Source organism: Rhodoferax sp. PAMC 29310, assembly GCF_017948265.1.
Taxonomy (GTDB): Bacteria; Pseudomonadota; Gammaproteobacteria; order Burkholderiales; family Burkholderiaceae_C; genus Rhodoferax.
The window spans coordinates 2521810-2539512 of sequence record NZ_CP072852.1 but is presented as its reverse complement, the minus strand read 5'-3'; the positions used below and the strand labels follow the sequence as shown (position 1 = coordinate 2539512).

Annotated in this window: 17 protein-coding genes; 15 read left to right on the top strand and 2 right to left on the bottom strand. The window is 60.2% G+C overall.

Going from position 1 to position 17703, the window contains the following annotated elements; genetic code table 11:
- From J8G15_RS11655 to J8G15_RS11615, 9 genes are all read left to right on the top strand, one after another.
- Positions 1-1797, top strand: a complete 1797-nt coding sequence (locus J8G15_RS11655) for an acyl-CoA dehydrogenase C-terminal domain-containing protein (RefSeq protein WP_210542167.1) — start codon at positions 1-3, stop codon at positions 1795-1797.
- A gap of 54 nt (positions 1798-1851) precedes the next feature.
- Positions 1852-2283: a DUF2147 domain-containing protein gene (locus J8G15_RS11650; protein WP_210542165.1), complete on the top strand. Its 432-nt coding sequence runs from the start codon at positions 1852-1854 to the stop codon at positions 2281-2283.
- Positions 2284-2302: 19 nt separating this feature from the next.
- Positions 2303-4702 carry a 3-hydroxyacyl-CoA dehydrogenase/enoyl-CoA hydratase family protein gene (locus J8G15_RS11645; protein WP_210542163.1) on the top strand — a complete coding sequence of 800 codons (2400 nt, stop codon included), beginning with the start codon at positions 2303-2305 and terminating at the stop codon, positions 4700-4702.
- 1 nt (position 4703) lies between these two features.
- On the top strand, positions 4704-5237 hold the full coding sequence (locus J8G15_RS11640; protein ID WP_210542161.1) for a DUF4442 domain-containing protein: 534 nt from the start codon (positions 4704-4706) through the stop codon (positions 5235-5237).
- Positions 5234-6430, top strand: coding sequence for an acetyl-CoA C-acyltransferase (locus tag J8G15_RS11635; protein ID WP_210542159.1), 1197 nt, complete (start codon positions 5234-5236; stop codon positions 6428-6430). The genes J8G15_RS11640 and J8G15_RS11635 overlap by 4 nt, the downstream gene beginning before the upstream one ends.
- 107 nt (positions 6431-6537) lie before the next feature.
- Positions 6538-7359 (top strand): acyl-CoA thioesterase II, encoded by an 822-nt coding sequence (locus tag J8G15_RS11630; protein WP_210542157.1) that lies wholly within the window; start codon positions 6538-6540, stop codon positions 7357-7359.
- Positions 7360-7420: 61 nt separating this feature from the next.
- Complete coding sequence (locus J8G15_RS11625; RefSeq protein WP_370627417.1) at positions 7421-7957, top strand: 2-hydroxychromene-2-carboxylate isomerase; 537 nt, start codon at positions 7421-7423, stop codon at positions 7955-7957.
- 18 nt (positions 7958-7975) lie between these two features.
- Entirely contained in the window at positions 7976-8740 is a 765-nt protein-coding gene (locus J8G15_RS11620) for an enoyl-CoA hydratase (protein WP_210542156.1), read from the top strand.
- 221 nt (positions 8741-8961) lie between these two features.
- Positions 8962-9447: a thioesterase family protein gene (locus J8G15_RS11615; RefSeq protein ID WP_210542155.1), complete on the top strand. Its 486-nt coding sequence runs from the start codon at positions 8962-8964 to the stop codon at positions 9445-9447.
- 82 nt (positions 9448-9529) lie between these two features.
- On the opposite strand, the gene J8G15_RS11610 is transcribed toward J8G15_RS11615, so the two are convergent.
- Positions 9530-11230 (bottom strand): M14 family zinc carboxypeptidase, encoded by a 1701-nt coding sequence (locus tag J8G15_RS11610; RefSeq protein WP_210542154.1) that lies wholly within the window; start codon positions 11228-11230, stop codon positions 9530-9532.
- Between the two features lie 63 nt (positions 11231-11293).
- Positions 11294-11764, bottom strand: a complete 471-nt coding sequence (locus J8G15_RS11605) for an acyl-CoA thioesterase (RefSeq protein ID WP_210542153.1) — start codon at positions 11762-11764, stop codon at positions 11294-11296.
- Between the two features lie 40 nt (positions 11765-11804).
- On the opposite strand from J8G15_RS11605, the gene J8G15_RS11600 reads away from it, so the two are divergent.
- The 6 genes from J8G15_RS11600 (at position 11805) to J8G15_RS11575 (ending at position 17701) form a co-directional block, all read left to right on the top strand.
- Positions 11805-13628, top strand: coding sequence for an ABC transporter ATP-binding protein/permease (locus tag J8G15_RS11600; protein ID WP_210542152.1), 1824 nt, complete (start codon positions 11805-11807; stop codon positions 13626-13628).
- Between the two features lie 33 nt (positions 13629-13661).
- A complete protein-coding gene (locus tag J8G15_RS11595; RefSeq protein WP_210542150.1) occupies positions 13662-13880 on the top strand; it encodes a hypothetical protein in 219 nt (72 codons plus the stop codon).
- Positions 13881-14014: 134 nt separating this feature from the next.
- Positions 14015-14893: a creatininase family protein gene (locus J8G15_RS11590; RefSeq protein WP_240538252.1), complete on the top strand. Its 879-nt coding sequence runs from the start codon at positions 14015-14017 to the stop codon at positions 14891-14893.
- A 90-nt stretch (positions 14894-14983) separates the two neighbouring features.
- Positions 14984-16180 (top strand): YncE family protein, encoded by a 1197-nt coding sequence (locus J8G15_RS11585; RefSeq protein WP_240538561.1) that lies wholly within the window; start codon positions 14984-14986, stop codon positions 16178-16180.
- Between the two features lie 51 nt (positions 16181-16231).
- Complete coding sequence (locus tag J8G15_RS11580) at positions 16232-16633, top strand: hypothetical protein (protein WP_210542149.1); 402 nt, start codon at positions 16232-16234, stop codon at positions 16631-16633.
- Between the two features lie 72 nt (positions 16634-16705).
- Positions 16706-17701, top strand: coding sequence for an aldo/keto reductase (locus J8G15_RS11575; protein ID WP_210542147.1), 996 nt, complete (start codon positions 16706-16708; stop codon positions 17699-17701).
- The last annotated feature ends 2 nt before the right edge of the window (positions 17702-17703 follow it).

The window sequence follows — 17703 nt, the reverse complement described above, 5'->3', positions numbered from 1 at the left end:
ATGCCTACTTACACCCCCCCCCTGCGCGACATGCAATTTGTGATGCACGAATTGCTCAACGTCACCGCTGAGCTTAAAACCATTCCGGCCCATGCCGATATGGATGCCGACACCATTAACGCGGTGTTGGAAGAGGGCGGCAAGTTTGCGGCCGAAGTGGCCTTTCCGCTGAACATCAGCGGCGACGCGCAAGGTTGCACGCTGAACAAGGAAACCCATGAGGTGACCACGCCTGCGGGCTTCAAGGAAGCCTATGCCAAATATGTCGAAGGGGGTTGGGCCGCGCTGGCCTGCGATCCGGCCTATGGCGGGCAGGGTCTGCCGCTGGTTGTGAATCAATGTTTTTATGAGATGTTGAACAGCGCCAACCAGGCGTGGACCATGTACCCCGGCCTCACACACGGTGCTTATGCGGCCCTGCATACCCATGGCACGGACGAGCAAAAGCAGACCTATCTGCACAAAATGACCAGCGGCGAGTGGACCGGCTCCATGTGCCTGACCGAGCCACATTGCGGCACCGATCTGGGCCTGATGCGCACCAAGGCCGAGCCTTTGGGCGACGGCACCTACAAGATCACCGGCAACAAGATTTTCATCAGCGCTGGTGAGCATGATTTGGCTGCCAACATCATTCACCTGGTGTTGGCCCGATTGCCCGATGCCCCCGCCGGCATCAAGGGCGTGAGTTTGTTCATCGTGCCCAAGTTCAACGTTAAGCCTGATGGCAGCCTGGGCACCCGCAATGGCATCTACTGCGGTGGTCTTGAGCACAAGATGGGCATCAACGGCAACGCCACCGCACAAATTGTGTTGGATGGCGCCGTAGGAACACTGGTGGGGCAGGCCAACAAAGGCATGCAGGGCATGTTCGTGATGATGAATGCCGCTCGTCTGGGCGTGGGCAACCAATCACTCGGTTTGACCGAAGTCGCTTTCCAGAATGCGTTGGCTTATGCCAAAGACCGCATCCAGATGCGTTCGCTGTCGGGCACCAAGTCGAAGGACCAGGCCGCCGACCCAATCATTGTTCACCCTGATGTGCGCAAAATGTTGCTGACCGCCAAGGCCTACGCCGAAGGCGGCCGGGCCCTTCTGTGCTACAGCTCCATGCTGTTGGAGAAAGAGCACGGCCACCCTGACGAAAAGGTTCGGGCCGAGTCCGGTGAGTTGCTGGCCATGCTGACGCCTATCGTCAAGGCCTTCATCACCGACAACGGCCATATCTCGACCAATGCTTGTATGCAAGTCTTTGGCGGCCACGGGTTCATCAAGGAATGGGGCATGGAGCAGTTTGTGCGGGACAACCGCATCAACATGATTTACGAAGGCACCAACACCATCCAGTCGCTGGACTTGCTGGGCCGCAAGATTTTGGGCAACAACGGCGCCACACTCAAGAAGTTTGGCAAGCTGGTGGGTGCGCTGGTGGCCGAAGAAGGTGTCAACGAGAAGATGGCTGAATTCATCACCCCCATTGCCATTCTGGGAGATCAAATGACCAAGTTCACCACCGAAATTGGCTTCAAGGGCTTTCAAAACCCGGATGAAGTGGGCGCCGCTGCCGTCGACTACCTGCGCGTGGCCGGCCACCTGGTGTTTGGCTACCTCTGGGCCCGTATGGCGCAAGTGGCCCTGCGCGAAATTGCCGCTGGCAATACCGATCCGTTTTATGTGGCCAAGTTGCAAACCGCGCGTTTCTATTTTGCCAAGCTGTTCCCCGAGACCGCCACGCTGATGCGTACCGCTCGCACCGGCAGCAAGGTCTTGATGGACACTGACGCCGCCTTGGCTTGATGCCTACCCCCGCCAGTTTGACTGGGTATATTGTTTTTTTGTCCGGAGGTTCTTATGTATAAAGCAATAATTGCTTCTGTTTTGATAGCACTCTCTGCCCCCGCCATGGCGCAAATGACGCCGGTTGGCGTTTGGCGCAGCATTGACGACAAAACCGAGCAGCCCAAAGCAGAAATTCGAATCTCCGCTGATGCCAATGGTGTCTTGTCCGGCATGGTCGAGAAAGCCCTGGCACCCAGTGCTGAGCCCAATTGCGATCTGTGCGCGGACGAACGCAAAGGAAAACCCAAGCTGGGGATGGAGATCATCCGCGGCGCCAAAAAGACCGAAGGCAGCACCCAGTGGGAAGGGGGCAAGATTTTGGACCCCGAAAACGGCAAGGAATATACCTTGCGCCTGACCCCGCTGGAGGGTGGAAAAAAACTGGAAGTGCGCGGCTACATCGCCTTCCTCTACCGAAACCAGACCTGGATTCGCGTGCAGTAACTCATTTACAGGAACCGATATGTCCCGTTTTACAGTCAAGAAAGTCGCCGTGCTGGGTGCCGGCGTGATGGGGGCGCAAATTGCTGCGCACCTCGCCAATGTCAAAGTACCCGTCATTTTGTTTGACCTCGCCGCCAAGGAAGGTCCCAAGAATGGCATCGTGACCAAGGCCGTGGAGGGTCTGAAGAAGCTCAAGCCTGCGCCCTTGGCAGACGTGGGAGATGCGGTGCTAATTCAGCAAGCCAACTACGAAGAGCATCTGGAGTTGCTCAAGGACTGCGATCTGGTCATCGAAGCGATTGCCGAGCGCATGGACTGGAAGCTCGACCTTTACAAAAAGATTGCACCTTTCCTGGCTCCCCGCGCCATCATTGCCAGCAATACCTCGGGCTTGTCGATCACCAAGCTGAGCGAAGCCCTGCCAGAAGCCATCAAGCCCAGCTTTTGCGGCATCCATTTCTTCAACCCACCCCGCTACATGATGCTGGTGGAGCTGATCAACACCCCCACCACCGAGCCCAAAATTCTGGACGACCTGGAAGCCTTTGTGACCAGCACGCTGGGCAAAGGCGTGGTTCGGGCCAAAGACTCGCCGAACTTCATCGCCAACCGCGTTGGCATCGCCGGCATGTTGGCCACCATGAAAGAGGTGGAAAACTTTGGCCTGACTTATGACGTGGTGGACGACCTGACTGGCAAGAAGCTGGGCCGCGCCAGTTCCGGCACCTTCCGCACGGCGGACGTGGTGGGCCTGGACACGATGGGTCATGTCATCAAGACGCTGCAGGACACCTTGAGCATTGAGACCGATCCGTTCTATGCCAGCTTTGCGACCCCCGAAGTGTTGAAGACGCTGTTGGAAATGGGCAAGCTGGGCCAAAAGACCAAAGGCGGTTTCTTTAAAAAAGTGGGGCGCGATATTTTGCGCTTTGACCTGGCCACCAAAGACTACGTGCCCGCCGGTCAAAAAGCCGACGAGGTGTACGGGCGCATGCTGAAAAAGCCAGCGGCTGAGCGTCTGCAACTGCTGCGCAACAGCGAAGGCGCGCAGGGTCAGTTCCTGTGGGCTATTTTGCGTAACAGCTTTCACTATGCCGCCGTGCATCTGGCATCAATTGCCGACAACGCCCGTGACGTCGACTTTTGTATGCGCTGGGGCTTTGGCTTGAAGCAAGGTCCGTTTGAGTTGTGGCAAGAAGCCGGTTGGTTGACCGTGGCCAATATGGTCAAGGAAGACATTGACGCTGGCAAAGCACTTTGCAACGCGCCTTTGCCGGAGTGGGTGTTCAAGGGCCCGGTGGCAGATGCCGGGGGTGTGCACACGCCGCAAGGCAGCTGGAACCCGACTACGGGCGAATTTGTGCAGCCGCGCGATTTGCCGGTATACGCCCGTCAGCACTTCCCCGAAAGCGTTTTGGGTGCCAATGCCCCCAAGGCAGAGGAAACGGGCAAGACCTTGCACGAAGACGAAGCCATCCGCCTGTGGACGCTCGATGACGAGGTGCTGATTGCCAGCATCAAGACCAAGATGCACGCTATCGGACCCGGTGTGGTCGAAGGCCTGTTGCAAGGGCTTGAAATGGCAGAGGCCGACTACCAGGGCATGGTGATCTGGTCGCCCGACGACATGTTCTCTGCCGGTGCTGATTTACAAGCCATGTTGCCTGCGTTCATGATGGCCGGTGTGAGCGCCATTGATGGCGCAGAAGCTGAGATGCAGCAGTGCATGCTCAAGCTGCGTTACGCCAATGTGCCCGTGGTCTCTGCCGTGCGCGGCTTGGCGCTGGGTGGTGGTTGCGAACTGGCGGTGTATTCGTCACGTCGCGTGGTGGCCATGGAAAGCTATATGGGCTTGGTCGAAGTCGGCGTGGGCCTGGTGCCCGGCGCGGGCGGCTTGACCTACATTGCCCGCCGTGCCGCTGAAAATGCGGAAACCTCCACAGGCAAAGACTTGCTGCCCTTCCTCACCGAAGGCTTCACGGCGGCGGCCATGGCCAAGGTCGGCACCAGCGCGCTGGAATCGCGCAAGTTGGGTTTTGTATTGCACAGCGATGTGATCGTGCCGCATAAGGACGAGCTTCTGTTTGTCGCCATCAACGAGGCCAAGAGCATGTTTAACGGCGGCTACCGTGCGCCCCACAAGCGCAAGTTTGCGGTGGCTGGGCGCAGTGGTGCGGCCACCATCAAGGGGTCGCTGGTCAATATGCGCGATGGTGGTTTTATTAGCGCCCATGACTTTCACATTGCCAGCCTGATTGCGGGCGTGGTGTGCGGCGGTGACGTGGATGCGGGCAGCCTGGTGGACGAGGACTACCTCATGACGCTGGAGCGTCGGGCATTCTGCTCATTGCTCACGCACCCCAAAACGCAGGAGCGCATCATGGGCATGATGTCCACCGGCAAACCGCTGCGCAACTGACATGACGCAATCGCTGGCTTCTGCACGACCCAACCGCTTGGTTCGCGCCTTGACCGGGCTGGAGCGGGTGCCCGCTTTTGCGCGGGGCTGGGTGCGCAACTGGGTGTTGCGCCGTGCGGTGCCGTTCACCGGCACAGCCCGCATGCAGTATGTCGAGATGTTGCCTCAGCGGGTGGAGATGGCCGTGGCCAACACGCGCCGCGTGCAAAACCACATCCAGGGCGTGCATGCCGTGGCCATGACCTTGTTGGCCGAAACTGCCACTGGCATGGTGGTCGGCATGAATGTGCGCGATGACTGTGTGCCCCTGGCCAAGCAACTCAAGGTGGCGTTCAAAAAACGCACCCAAGGCGCCATGCGCGCTGTGGCCACGCTCACCGACGAGCAGCGCGCACTCATGCAGTCCACGGACAAAGGCGAGGTCATAGTGGCCGTGCAAGTCAGCGATGAATCGGGCGCTCACCCGATTGAATGTGAATTTATCTGGGCCTGGATTCCGTCCGGTCCCCGCCAAAAATTGAAGGAGTCCCCATGAAACAAGTTCAAGACGCTTACATCGTCGCCGCCACACGCACGCCCATTGGGCGTTCGCACCGCGGCTTCTTCCGCAACACCCGTCCCGACGACTTGTTGGTCACAGCCCTGCAGGCAGCGTTGGCCCAAGTCCCAAATCTGGACCCTCAGTCGATTGAAGACCTGATCTGCGGTTGCGCCATTCCCGAGGCCCAGCAGGGCTTGAACATTGCACGCATTGGAGCCGTGCTGGCCGGCTTGCCTACCGGCGTAGGTGGCATCACCGTGAACCGCTTTTGTGCCTCGGGCTTGTCTGCTGTGCAGATGGCGGCCGACCGTATTCGGGTCGGCGAAGCCGATGTGATGATTGCAGCCGGTGTGGAGAGCATGAGCATGGTGCCCATGATGGGCAACTCGCCTTCCTTGTCACCGACCATGTTCAACAACGACGAAAACATTGGCATTGCCTACGGCATGGGCCTGACCGCCGAGAAAGTGGCCACGCAGTGGAAAGTCAGCCGCGAAGCGCAAGACGCCTTTGCCGTGGAGTCTCACCGTCGCGCCCTGGCCGCCCAAGCGGCCGGTCACTTCGCCGCCGAGATCACCCCGGTGAATGTGGTGGACCGCGCGCCTGATTTGTTGACGGGTGAAGTCATTGAGACCCAACGCACCGTCAGCATGGATGAAGGCGCACGCGCTGACACCTCCATGGAGGGACTGGCCAAGTTGCGTACTGTGTTTTCGGCGCGCGGCTCTGTCACAGCTGGCAACAGCTCGCAGACTTCAGACGGCGCAGGCGCCTTGATTCTGGTCAGCGAGAAAGCGCTCAAGCAATATGGCCTGACACCATTGGCACGCTTTGTGTCGTTCGCATCCAAAGGTGTGCCTCCGCACATCATGGGCATTGGCCCGATTGAGGCCATTCCCGCTGCCCTGCGCTACGCCGGCCTCAAGCAGGACGATATGGACTGGATTGAGTTGAATGAAGCCTTTGCAGCCCAGTCTTTGGCTGTGATCAATACGCTGGGTCTGGACCCTGCCAAAGTGAACCCCATGGGCGGCGCCATTGCGCTGGGCCACCCGCTGGGCGCCACCGGTGCCATTCGGTCGGCTACGGCCATCCATGCTTTGCAGCGCAACAAGCTCAAGTACGCCATGGTGTCCATGTGTGTGGGCATGGGGCAGGGAGCTGCCGGTATTTTCGAGCGCGTTTAACCGGCATTGCTCACGAACGACCGGGCGCCGTAGCTACGCCCGCGCCAGGTCCAATCGGCGTCACCCGCACGACTAAGAATCGCCACCAATTGATGGACACTGAGTGCATGACACATCACGCTTTTGATCAGGCCGTGCGCCTGACTCCATCCTCAATCGGTGTCTACACCGGTCACACGTCTGCGGGCTACTGGAACATGGTGGGCCCGTTTGGTGGTGCGACGGCCGCCACCGCCTTGAATGCGGTGTTGCAGCACCCGGACCTGCTGGGTGAACCCATTTCTCTCACGGTCAATTACGCGGGCCCGATTGCGGCCGGCGCATTCACAGTCACCGCCACACCCCGGCGCACCAACCGGTCCACCCAGCACTGGCTGGTGGAGTTGCTGCAAACCACCGCGGCCGGCGATGAGGATGTCATGCTGACCGCCACGGCGGTGACGGCTGCCCGCCGCACCACCTGGAGCCATGACGAGGCCACCGCGCCGTCGGTACCCCGGCCAGAAACGTTGGCCTCCGGAATGACGCTTGCGGCGCTGGAGTGGATCAACCGCTATGACTTGCGCTTTGCACAGGGCATGGTGCCCACCGATTGGGATGGGCAGGGCGACGCCAGCCTGTCACAGGTGTGGGTGCGCGACGAGCCGCCCCGTGCGCTGGATTTTTGCTCGCTCGCTGCCATGGCCGATGTCTTTTTCCCCCGCGTCTACCTGCGCCGGGCTTTGCCGGTGCCAGCGGGCACGGTGTCACTGACGGTGTACTTTCACGCCGATGGCGCGCAACTGCAACAATCAGCCACCGGGTTTCTGCTGGGGCAAGCGCAAGCCCAGGCCTTTCGCAACGGGTTTTTTGACCAGTCGTCGCAGCTCTGGAGCGAAGCCGGCGTGTTGCTGGCCACGAGCCATCAAATTGTTTACTTCAAGGAGTGATCCCCATGAGCAAGACCGTTGACTTCTACTTTGACTTCGTGAGCCCGGCGGCTTATCTGGCATGGACGCAGCTGCCCCAGATTTGCGCCACGGGTGGCGCCCAACTGGTCTACAAACCCATGTTGTTGGGGGGGTGTTTCAGGGGACGGGCAACCAGGCCCCGCTGGCGGTGCCCCTTAAGGGCGACTACGTCATGCTGGATTTCAAGCGCTGTGCGCGCCGCTTGGGTGTGCCTTTTCATGCCAACCCCCACTTCCCGTTCAACACCGTGAACCTGATGCGCATCGCGGTGGCCCTGCTTCAGCGCGGGGATGGCCGTTTTGGCGACTTCTGTGCAGCGGTCTTCCAGGCCATCTGGGTAAACTCGGCGGACCTGAGCGACCCCACCGCCGTTGCCGCCGTGTTGACTCACGCTGGCTTTGACCCGAAAGAATTGCTGGCGATGGCCAGCGAACCCGAAATCAAAGACGCGCTGAAAGCCGCGACCGATGCCGCCGTGCAGCGCGGCGTGTTTGGCGCCCCCACCATGTTTGTGGGCGACCATGTGTTTTGGGGCCAGGACCGACTCGACTTCGTGCGTGATGCACTTACCCATTAATTCAACTGAGAACACCCCATGGCCGACCTATTGATCGACATCACCGACGGTGTCTTGACCATCACTTTCAACCGGCTGGACAAGAAGAATTCCATTATTCGCACCATGTACGCGACCATGGCCGATGCTCTGGTGCAAGCCAGCGATGACGATGCGGTTCGCGCCGTCGTCTTTCAGGGCCACGAAACCATCTTCAGTTCCGGCAATGACATCGGTGACTTTTTGAGCCGCCCCCCGGCGTCCCCCGAGGCGCCCGTATTTCAGTTCCTGCGCGCCTTGAGCACCTTCCCCAAGCCGGTGCTGGCGGCGGTTTGCGGACCCGCGGTAGGCATTGGCACCACGATGCTGTTCCATTGCGACCTGGTCTACGCTGGCGACAATGCCGCCTTTTCCATGCCTTTCGTCAACCTGGGCCTGTGCCCGGAGGCCGCGTCCAGCCACTTGGCCCCTATGCGCATGGGCTATGGCCGTGCCGCAGAGGCTTTGCTGCTGGGCGAGCCCTTCATGGCCGAGGCCGCACTGGAGATGGGGTTGATTAGCCGCATTGTTCCGCCCTCGGAGGCCGCCGCACTGGCGCGCCGCCAGGCGATCAAGCTCGCCTCCAAACCCCTTGCCTCCATCATCGAGACCAAGCGGCTCATGAAGAAAAGTCAGGCCGGGGTGGTGGCCGAGCGCATGCAGGAAGAGGGTGCCAGTTTTGAGCGCTTGTTGCGTGAACCGGCTGCGCGGGAGGCGTTCACTGCGTTCATGGAAAAGCGCAAGCCAGATTTCACAACGCTGTAAGCCTTTTTGGGTTCTCCCCTTCGTTGGATGAGTGCGGGCAACTGTCAATTTGACAGTTGTTTTGGCACGAGCCAACACTAGGGGAAGTGGGCGTTCAGGACCCTGAGCCCGGTGCTGGCCAAACCCGGCGTTAATGGTTTGCGACACGACGGTGCGCGTGTCTGTGTCGCCTGGGTTCGCGTTGGCAAAACCGGGGCGCAGACGCTCTGCAACAATGCTGCATGACTTCTACCCCTGCTGCTACCGAAATTGTGTTTGAAGAAGAGTTCATGGCCGGACTGAGAACCATCTTCGAAGAAATGATTGTGTTCAACAAGGTGCTGGGCTTGCAGATCACCTCCATTGCCGCCAGCCAGGTTCGGGCGCGCTTGAATATGAAGCCCGAGTTGATTGGTCACTATGCCCACAAGCGCATTCACGGCGGCGCCATCAGTGCCAGCCTGGACGCCATGGGCGGGCTGGCGGTGATGGCGGCCATTGGCGCACGCCACATGGACGAGTCGCCCACGCAGCGCCTGCACCGTTTTGCCAAGCTGGGCACGATTGACCTGCGGGTGGATTACCTGCGCCCCGGCATTGGTGAGTTTTTCGAGATTCGCGCGGAGGTCATGCGGCTGGGTTCGCGCGTGGCGTCAACCCGCATGGAGTTTTATGGCGCCGACGGCACGCTGCTGTCCACTGGCTCGGCGGCCTACATCGTCTCTTAGCGCTGGCACCTCAGTTTTTGAGGGAAATTAGCCTCTAGCGCTTATCCCGTCGGCGGTAGTAGCTATTGAAAAAATAGCGAGTTCAGCGTTTCATAAGGGCTACCACCGGGTAGCGGCGCCACTCGGGTTCGCGGTGGCGCTGGCCGTGAGCAAACAAAAAGCCCAGCACCGCTTCTCCATCGCTCAGCAGCTCAGGGTGACTCAGTTTCCACTGCTCGAACTTGAGCCTTAGCGCGGGTTCGTCACGCAGCATCTGGGCGGCCGTGTCTTCGAACACGTAATCCGAGAAGTTCTCTTTCTTCTCCAGCACGCTGTTGAAAAATCCCCAGCGGAAAAAGCTGTCATGCGCAAAGGGTTCCAGCGTTTCCACCGCATAACGGGCGTGGGGCTGGTCCAGATCCAGCAGGTAATCGCCGGCGCGGGCGGCAATCATCTCGGTGTGGGTGCTTAACGTGACCTCGTCGTGAAACAGGTGGCCTTCATAAGCGTCGGGGCGGAAGGTGACGCGCTCGATGCGGTACACGCGGGCTTCCAGTGTCTGGTCCGCTACCAGTCGAGTCATGTGCACGCCGTTCCACTGCAGGCGCTCAATCACTTCTCGCCAGGCTTGGGGAATCAGGTAGGCGCGCGGCGCTTGAACGGTGTCTTGGGCATTGAAGCGGTTGACGTAGTCAATCTCTTTTTTCCACGGCTGGCTGCGGTCATAGCTCAGGCGGGTGTAGTTGCCCAAGAGGCTGGGGCTGTGAACGGCTTGGTAGCCTTTGAACAAAAAAGTGGACGGGCGACTGTAGTCCGGTGCCCAGGTCAGTGGCCAATGGGCGGGTCGGGCCGCCCGGGCTTGGGTACGCAGGTCTTGTATCTGCGTGGCATTTTTGACGGTGAACGCCAGCACGGTGGCCACCAGTGCGCCCATGGCCGCGACCCGGTCGGGGTAGGGTTTGAGCATGTGGGTCTCGGGCATGAAGCCAATCGTGTGGTGCAGCGCCGCAAAACCGGTTGAGAAGCGCGGCGTCTCCAGAAAGTCCTCAATGCCGTCGTCGGGCGTCTGCTTGATCGGGTTCACATAGGGGCAGGTGGGCCAGTCGCGCGCGGCCATGCCTTCAAAAATAGCGGGCACCATGGTGTCCCGCAAAAAGTCGCCCAAACCGCCGCCCAGCTTGTCGGACTGCGTGGGAATCAGCGTCATGGTGTAGCTGTAGTCCGCGCCGTTGGAGGTGTGGGTGTCGACCATCACGTCCGGGTCCCAGGCGGTGAAAAAGCGGTTGAACACCTGCGCGGCCAGGCTGTCGCATTTGATGAAGTCGCGGTTCAGGTCCAGGTGCAGTGCGTTGCCCCGAAAGCCAAACGACTCCGGCCCGTCCTGGTTCACCCGCGAGGTGGCTTGGCGGTTTTGGCCGCCGTCCACGTTGTAGACAGGGATGAACAAAAACACGGTACTGCCCAGTGCGGCCCGAGCAGGGGCGCTGGTGCAGAGGTCGCGCACCAGTGCCATGCAGGCGTCAATGCCTTCCGGCTCGCCAGGGTGAATGCCGTTGTTGTTAAAAAACACCGATCGGCCCTGCGCCATCAGCGTCTCGAGGTCCAGCACGCCGTCGGCGGTGATCACCCCTGCGTGCATCGGAATGCCGTTGTCGGAGGTGCCAATCTGCCAAAAGCGCAGTACCTGCGGAAAAGCCGCCGCCAAGTGCTCGTAAAACGCCACCGTCTGCGACCAGGTGGCGGTCTGGTTTGAGTTGCCTTGTTCAAAAGGCGTGGCGAACTCGGTGTGGGATGGAGCGGACATGGCAGCCTTTTTATATCAATAAAGGGCTGTAGCCCTTGTAGAGTAAGCGGTAGTAGCTATTTTTTAAGGAGCAAGGTTGTGTTTGGGTACCGGGCGCGGGTGACCCGCTTCGTCAATCGCCACATAGGTGAGCAAGGCCTCGGTGACCTTGCTGTAGGCGCCTTGAGTGCCAAATCGCTCGGCATAGACCTCAATCTTGACGGTGATGGAGGTGCGGCCGATGCGCACCAGCTTGGCAAAGAAGGACAAGATGTCGCCCACTCGCACGGGTTGCTTGAAAATAAACTCGTTCACCGCCACCGTGGCCATGCGCCCGCCCGCATAACGCGCGGGGACCACGGCCCCGGCGAGGTCCACCTGGGCCATCACCCAGCCGCCAAAAATGTCGCCGTTGGCGTTGCAGTCACCCGGCATGGGAATCACCTTGAGCACCAGCTCCTGGTCAGTCGGCAGGCTGACGCCGGTCGATCGGTCCTTGGGCACAGGCAGAGGCAGGTTCTGCGGGGGAGGGAGGGTGCTGGAATTCTCGGACATGGTCACAATCAGGGTTGTTTAAGCTTCAAGATTGTCCTCCATGCGTCGCTCTGGCGAACTCAGTCATCCCCACCCTGGCGCGTCCAGCGCCGCCGCCCCGGCCGCGCCCCGCACCGACTGGGCCACCTTGCGCCGTCTCTTTCCTTATTTGTGGGAGTACAAATGGCGCGTGATGGCCGCGCTGGCCTTCATGGTCGGCGCCAAGATGGCCAACGTGAGTGTGCCTCTGCTGCTCAAAGAGCTGATTGACACCATGAATCCCAAAGCGGGGCTGGACAGCACAGCTTTGCTGGTGGTTCCCGTGGCTTTGTTGGTGACCTATGGCCTGCTGCGTCTGTCCACCAGCCTGTTTGCCGAGTTGCGCGAATTAATTTTTGCCAAGGCCACCGAGGGCGCCTCGCGCACCATCTCGCTGCAGGTGTTTCGCCACCTGCACGCCATGAGCCTGCGCTTTCACTTGGAGCGCCAGACCGGCGGCATGACGCGCGACATTGAGCGCGGCACCCGCGCCGTCAACTCGCTCATCAGTTATTCGCTTTACAGCATCGTGCCAACCCTGATTGAAGTGGCCATGGTGCTGACCCTGCTGGCGGTCAAGTTCGACGTCTGGTTTGCGGGCATCACGATCATTGCGCTGGCTTTCTACATTACCTTCACTGTGACCGTGACCGAGTGGCGCACCCAGTTTCGCAAACAGATGAACGAGCTGGACTCCAGTGCCCACAGCCGGGCGGTGGATTCGCTGCTGAACTACGAAACCGTTAAATACTTTAACAACGAAGAGTTTGAGGCGCTTCGCTACGACGAGAATCTGGCCAAGTTCCGCAAGGCCGCACTCAAAAGCCAGCGCACCTTGAGTCTGCTCAACACCGGCCAACAGCTCATCATTGCCACCGGCCTGGTCGCCATGCTCTGGCGCGCCACCCAGGGCGTGGTGGACGGCCGCATGACGCTGGGCGACCTGGTCATGGTCAACGCCTTCATGATCCAGCTCTACATTCCGCTGGGTTTCTTGGGTGTGCTGTACCGCGAGATCAAACAAAGCCTGACCGACCTGGAAAAAATGTTCACCCTCATGGAGCGGGAGCGTGAGGTGGCTGACGAGCCTGGTGCCCAAGCCCTTGAGATCAACGAGGGCGTGGTGCGCTTTGAGCACGTCAACTTTGCCTACGACCCCGCCCGGCCCATCCTTCACGATGTGAGCTTTGAGGTGCCCGCTGGCAAAACCGTGGCGGTGGTGGGCCCGTCGGGCGCGGGCAAGTCCACGCTGGCACGCCTGTTGTTCCGCTTCTATGACGTGCAAAGCGGGCAGATTCTGTTTGACGGGCAGGACATTAAACAAGTCACCCAGTCCAGTGTGCGTCAGGCCATTGGCATCGTGCCGCAAGACACCGTGCTGTTCAACGACACGGTGGAATACAACATTGCCTACGGCCGCCCCGGCGCCACCCGAGAGCAAGTGGAAGGGGCCGCCCGCAGCGCCCACATCCACAACTTCATCAGCGCCACGCCCAGGGGCTATGACACCATGGTGGGTGAGCGCGGCTTGAAGCTCTCAGGCGGTGAAAAGCAGCGCGTGGCCATTGCCCGCACCCTGCTCAAAAACCCACCGATCCTGATTTTTGACGAAGCCACCTCCGCGCTGGACAGCGCCAACGAGCGAGCTATTCAGGCCGAGCTGCAAAGCGCGGCTCGCGGCAAAACCACGCTCGTCATTGCCCACCGTTTGTCCACCGTGGTTGACGCCCATGAAATCCTCGTGATGGATGCTGGCCGCATCATCGAGCGCGGCCGTCACGTCGCCTTGTTGGCGGCCAAAGGGCGCTATGCGGAAATGTGGGCGCTGCAGCAATCCAAGGAATAAGGGCGGTCGCCAATCGGCTGTGCCTGCATTGCGATGAAGCCTGACTCCATTGCCTCACCGATAGCCCGTGTGGCCATGGTGCTGCTCTGCGCCATGTGGACTGCCGCAGGCTGGTATTTGGTGGACGTGCAAACGTTTTCCACGCGACCCATTCGCTCCCCGTTCGTGACGGTGGTGGCTGGCCCGGGCGAAGTCTTTATGGGCGGGGTGTTTCTGCTGCTGGGGTTGATGAGCCTGGTCTTGTTTTTGTAAAGCCTGAAATGCAGCAAATTGACCCAATTCGCCTGTGCCGTTGTGTGGCTGCTGCTCCCATGGCGCAGTCTGACGCAATGGCTGTAGCCGGCGTGGTCGCCACTCCTACAATTGGCGCTTTCACGGCGAAACTCATGCAAAACACTTTCAATTCACGTCGATTCGCGGCACGGCTGGGTGCCAGTTTGCTGCCCGCCGTTAAGGCGTTTGGGCTGGTGGGTGTGTTGTTGTTGAGTCAACTGGCGCCTGCTATGGCTGCGGCCAACAATCGACTCGAAGAGATGACCTGGACCGAAGTGCGCGACCGGGTGGCCAGCGGATCGACCACTATTCTGATTCCGATTGGCGGCACCGAGCAGAACGGGCTACACATGGTTTTGGGCAAACACAATGTGCGGGTGCGGGTGCTGGCCGACGAGATCGCCAAGCACTTGGGCAACGCCTTGGTGGCACCGGTCATGGCCTATGTGCCCGAAGGCAGTATTTCTCCGCCGGTGGCGCACATGCGGTATGCGGGCACGGTTTCTATCTCGGATGCCGCTTTTGAGTCCATGCTGGAGTCCACCGCACGCAGTTTCAAACAACACGGTTTTCGCGACGTGGTGTTTCTGGGTGACCACGGCAGCTATCAAAAGAATGAAGAAAAAGTCGCGCAGCGGCTGAACCGGGAATGGGCCAAAGACCCGTCTTGCCGCGTTCATGCGCTGCTCGACTACTACCGCGTGACACAAACCACCTATGTTGCCGCGCTTCGCGCTAAAGGCTTCAGCGAGGGCGAAATTGGCCTGCACGCGGGCTTGGCAGACACCTCACTGGCACTGGCGGTTGATCCGGCGCTGGTGCGCAAGGACGCCATGACCAACGCTTCAAGCGCGGACAAGGCGTTGGGCGTCAGCGGGGATCCGCGCAAAGCCACGGCTGAGTTGGGTCAAATCGGTGTACAGCAAATTATTCAAACCTCGGTGGCCGCCATTGTGGGTTTCACGCGCAGCAAGCGCGATTCAGGGAAGTAGTCAAGAGTGAAGCAAGTCAATTCGAAATTCAGCAAAGTGTTGTGGGCCGTTACCTTCGTGGTGGGGGCGGGTGGGGTCTATGTGATGCCCATGGGGCTGGTTGCTGCGACCGCTCAGCCGGTGCCTGTCAAAGCGCCGGTACCCATCGCCACGGTGGCGGGCATGCCACCAGTGGTGGATGCGAGCAATCTCTACAGCGAAACGACCGCAGGCAAGTTAAGCCTCACGGTGCAAAACCACCTGCCGCGCATTTACGTGCCGAACCTGCGCTCCCATGATGTGTCGGTGATCGACCCGGCGACGATGAATGTGGTGGACCGGTTCAAGGTGGGCCGTGCGCCGCAGCACATCGTTCCGTCATGGGACATGAAGACGCTGTGGGTGGCCAATAACGCGGAGCGGCGCTCTACGGGCAGCTTGACGGCGATTGACCCGGTGACGGGCAAGCCGGGCCAGACGATTGACGTGGATGACCCCTACAACCTGTATTTCACGCCCGATGGCAAGTCCGCCATTGTGGTGGCCGAGGCCAAGGCCCGCTTGGACTTCAGAGACCCGCAGACGATGGCGCTGCAGTATTCGATTGAGGCCCCAGGGTGTGCGGGTATCAACCACGGTGAGTTCACCATCGATGGCAAATTGGCGTTCTTCACCTGCGAGTTCAAGGGCACGGTGGCCAAGATCAACCTGGAAACCCGAAAAGTCGAGGGTTACCTGAAGCTCTCGATGCCACAAACCCGCTTCAAAGTGACCAAAGAGCCGTTTGACCCGAGTCAGAGCGAGATTTGCACCTCCAAGAAAGGCATGCCTCAAGACATTCGCATTTCTCCGGAAGGCAAGCGCCTCTACATCGCGGACATGGATGCCGATGGCGTGCATGTGCTGGATGTGGCCAGTTTCACCCAAGTCGGCTTCATCCCCGTCGGCCCAGGCACCCATGGCCTCTACCCCAGTCGCGACGGCAAGAGTCTGTATATTTCCTTCCGTGGCACACACAAAATTCATGGTGTACCCAAGGGTCCCGGCGGCGTGGGGGTGTTGAATTTCGAAAGCGAAAAAATCACGGCCTATTGGTCCATTCCCGGTGGCGGCAGCCCTGACATGGGCAATGTCAGTGCGGACGGCCAATCTCTGTGGCTGTCGGGCCGCTATGACGACGTGGTTTACCGCATCAACACCAACAGCGGTGCCGTCGACAAGGTGAAGGTCGGGCAAGAGCCCCACGGGCTGACCGTCTGGCCTCAGCCGGGACGTTATTCGCTGGGGCATACCGGGAACATGCGTTAGGTCTTTCGCCCGCTCGCGCCTGGCGCGGCAATCCTTCAGGGAGTTCCAGTGATGAATGAGACATGGGCGCAGGAGTGGATCACGCTGCAAAACCAGCATGAGGCCTACGAACGCAGTGGGCTGCTGATCAAGTTGGTGGCAGTGGCGCTAGTTGCTGCGGGGTCATGGTTGTCACTGTCTGCTCCTGCTGCGGCAGCGTTGGTGCTGGTCCTGTGGGCACAAGAGGCCATCATGAAAACTTGGCAGACCCGCTTTGGGGTGCGTTTGTTGGCGGTCGAGGCGGCGTTGGGCGGCCAGACCACCAGCGAGACGCGGCCATTTCAGCTGCACACACAGTGGCAGGGGCAGCGCGCCGGGGCGGTGACTTTGCTGCGGGAATACGCCCAAAGTGCGCTGCGACCCACGGTGGCTTTTCCGTATGCGGTATTGGTGGTTTTGTCGATTTATCTGTAGCGCCCATCCGGCGACGGGCAAGTCTGCCCTGACATAGACTGAGGGGATCCGCCACTCCAAAGAAAGGCTCCCGTGCAGTACCGTCAACTTGGCAACAGCAACCTGAAGGTATCCGCCCTGTGTTTGGGCACGATGATGTTTGGCGACCAGACGGCCCAGCCTGCCGCGGCGGCGATCGTCGCTGACGCCCGCGCCAACGGCGTGAACTACATCGACACCGCCGACGTGTACACCAAGGGCGCCTCGGAGACCATGGTGGGCGATCTGCTCAAAGGGCAGCGTCAGGACTGGGTCCTGGCCACCAAGCTGGGCAACGCCATGTCTGATCAAGTGAATCAGGGGCACTATTCCCGCAGCTGGATGCTGCGCGAGGTGCATGCCTCGCTGTCGCGCCTGCAAACCGATTACGTCGACATTCTTTACCTGCACCGCGACTACAACGGCATGAACCTGGAGGAGCCATTGCGCGCGCTGGAGACCCTGTTGCGCAGCGGGCAGATCCGCTATTGGGGCGTGTCTAATTTTCGGGGCTGGCGTATTGCCGAGATGGTGCGCCTGGCCGGCCAGATGGGCATGCCCGTGCCGGTGGTGTGTCAGCCTTACTACAACCTGCTCAACCGCATGCCCGAGGTGGAGGTGCTGCCGGCCTGCTCTCACTTCGGCATTGGCGTCACCTCTTACAGCCCCATTGCCCGGGGCGTGCTCACCGGCAAGTACCCGCCGGGTCAGGTGCCGGATCCCTCCACCCGCGCTGGCCGCGCCGACAAGCGCATGGTGGAAACAGAGTTCCGGGAAGAGTCGCTGGTGATTGCCCAGCATTTGAAAGAGCATGCGGAACGGCAAGGCATCACAGTGGCGCAATTTGCCACGGCCTGGGTGCTGGCCAACCCCTCGGTCAGCTCGGTGATTGCCGGGCCACGCACGCTCAAACAATGGCAAGACTATCTGCCTGCGCTGGATTACGCCGTGACGAAGGAAGATGAGGCGCTGGTCGATGGCTATGTGAAGCCAGGCCATTCGTCAACGCCCGGCTACACCGACCCGGCCTACCCTCTGAACGGCCGCTGAGT

What these genes read in the sequence shown, in the direction of transcription:
- J8G15_RS11655 (WP_210542167.1), top strand. Translation starts at nt 1, where the DNA reads ATGCCTACTTACACCCCCCCCCTGCGCGACATGCAATTTGTGATGCAC.
- J8G15_RS11650 (WP_210542165.1), top strand. Translation starts at nt 1,852, where the DNA reads ATGTATAAAGCAATAATTGCTTCTGTTTTGATAGCACTCTCTGCCCCC.
- J8G15_RS11645 (WP_210542163.1), top strand. Translation starts at nt 2,303, where the DNA reads ATGTCCCGTTTTACAGTCAAGAAAGTCGCCGTGCTGGGTGCCGGCGTG.
- J8G15_RS11640 (WP_210542161.1), top strand. Translation starts at nt 4,704, where the DNA reads ATGACGCAATCGCTGGCTTCTGCACGACCCAACCGCTTGGTTCGCGCC.
- J8G15_RS11635 (WP_210542159.1), top strand. Translation starts at nt 5,234, where the DNA reads ATGAAACAAGTTCAAGACGCTTACATCGTCGCCGCCACACGCACGCCC.
- J8G15_RS11630 (WP_210542157.1), top strand. Translation starts at nt 6,538, where the DNA reads ATGACACATCACGCTTTTGATCAGGCCGTGCGCCTGACTCCATCCTCA.
- J8G15_RS11625 (WP_370627417.1), top strand. Translation starts at nt 7,421, where the DNA reads ATGGACGCAGCTGCCCCAGATTTGCGCCACGGGTGGCGCCCAACTGGT.
- J8G15_RS11620 (WP_210542156.1), top strand. Translation starts at nt 7,976, where the DNA reads ATGGCCGACCTATTGATCGACATCACCGACGGTGTCTTGACCATCACT.
- J8G15_RS11615 (WP_210542155.1), top strand. Translation starts at nt 8,962, where the DNA reads ATGACTTCTACCCCTGCTGCTACCGAAATTGTGTTTGAAGAAGAGTTC.
- J8G15_RS11610 (WP_210542154.1), bottom strand. Translation starts at nt 11,230, where the DNA reads ATGTCCGCTCCATCCCACACCGAGTTCGCCACGCCTTTTGAACAAGGC.
- J8G15_RS11605 (WP_210542153.1), bottom strand. Translation starts at nt 11,764, where the DNA reads ATGTCCGAGAATTCCAGCACCCTCCCTCCCCCGCAGAACCTGCCTCTG.
- J8G15_RS11600 (WP_210542152.1), top strand. Translation starts at nt 11,805, where the DNA reads ATGCGTCGCTCTGGCGAACTCAGTCATCCCCACCCTGGCGCGTCCAGC.
- J8G15_RS11595 (WP_210542150.1), top strand. Translation starts at nt 13,662, where the DNA reads ATGAAGCCTGACTCCATTGCCTCACCGATAGCCCGTGTGGCCATGGTG.
- J8G15_RS11590 (WP_240538252.1), top strand. Translation starts at nt 14,015, where the DNA reads ATGCAAAACACTTTCAATTCACGTCGATTCGCGGCACGGCTGGGTGCC.
- J8G15_RS11585 (WP_240538561.1), top strand. Translation starts at nt 14,984, where the DNA reads ATGGGGCTGGTTGCTGCGACCGCTCAGCCGGTGCCTGTCAAAGCGCCG.
- J8G15_RS11580 (WP_210542149.1), top strand. Translation starts at nt 16,232, where the DNA reads ATGAATGAGACATGGGCGCAGGAGTGGATCACGCTGCAAAACCAGCAT.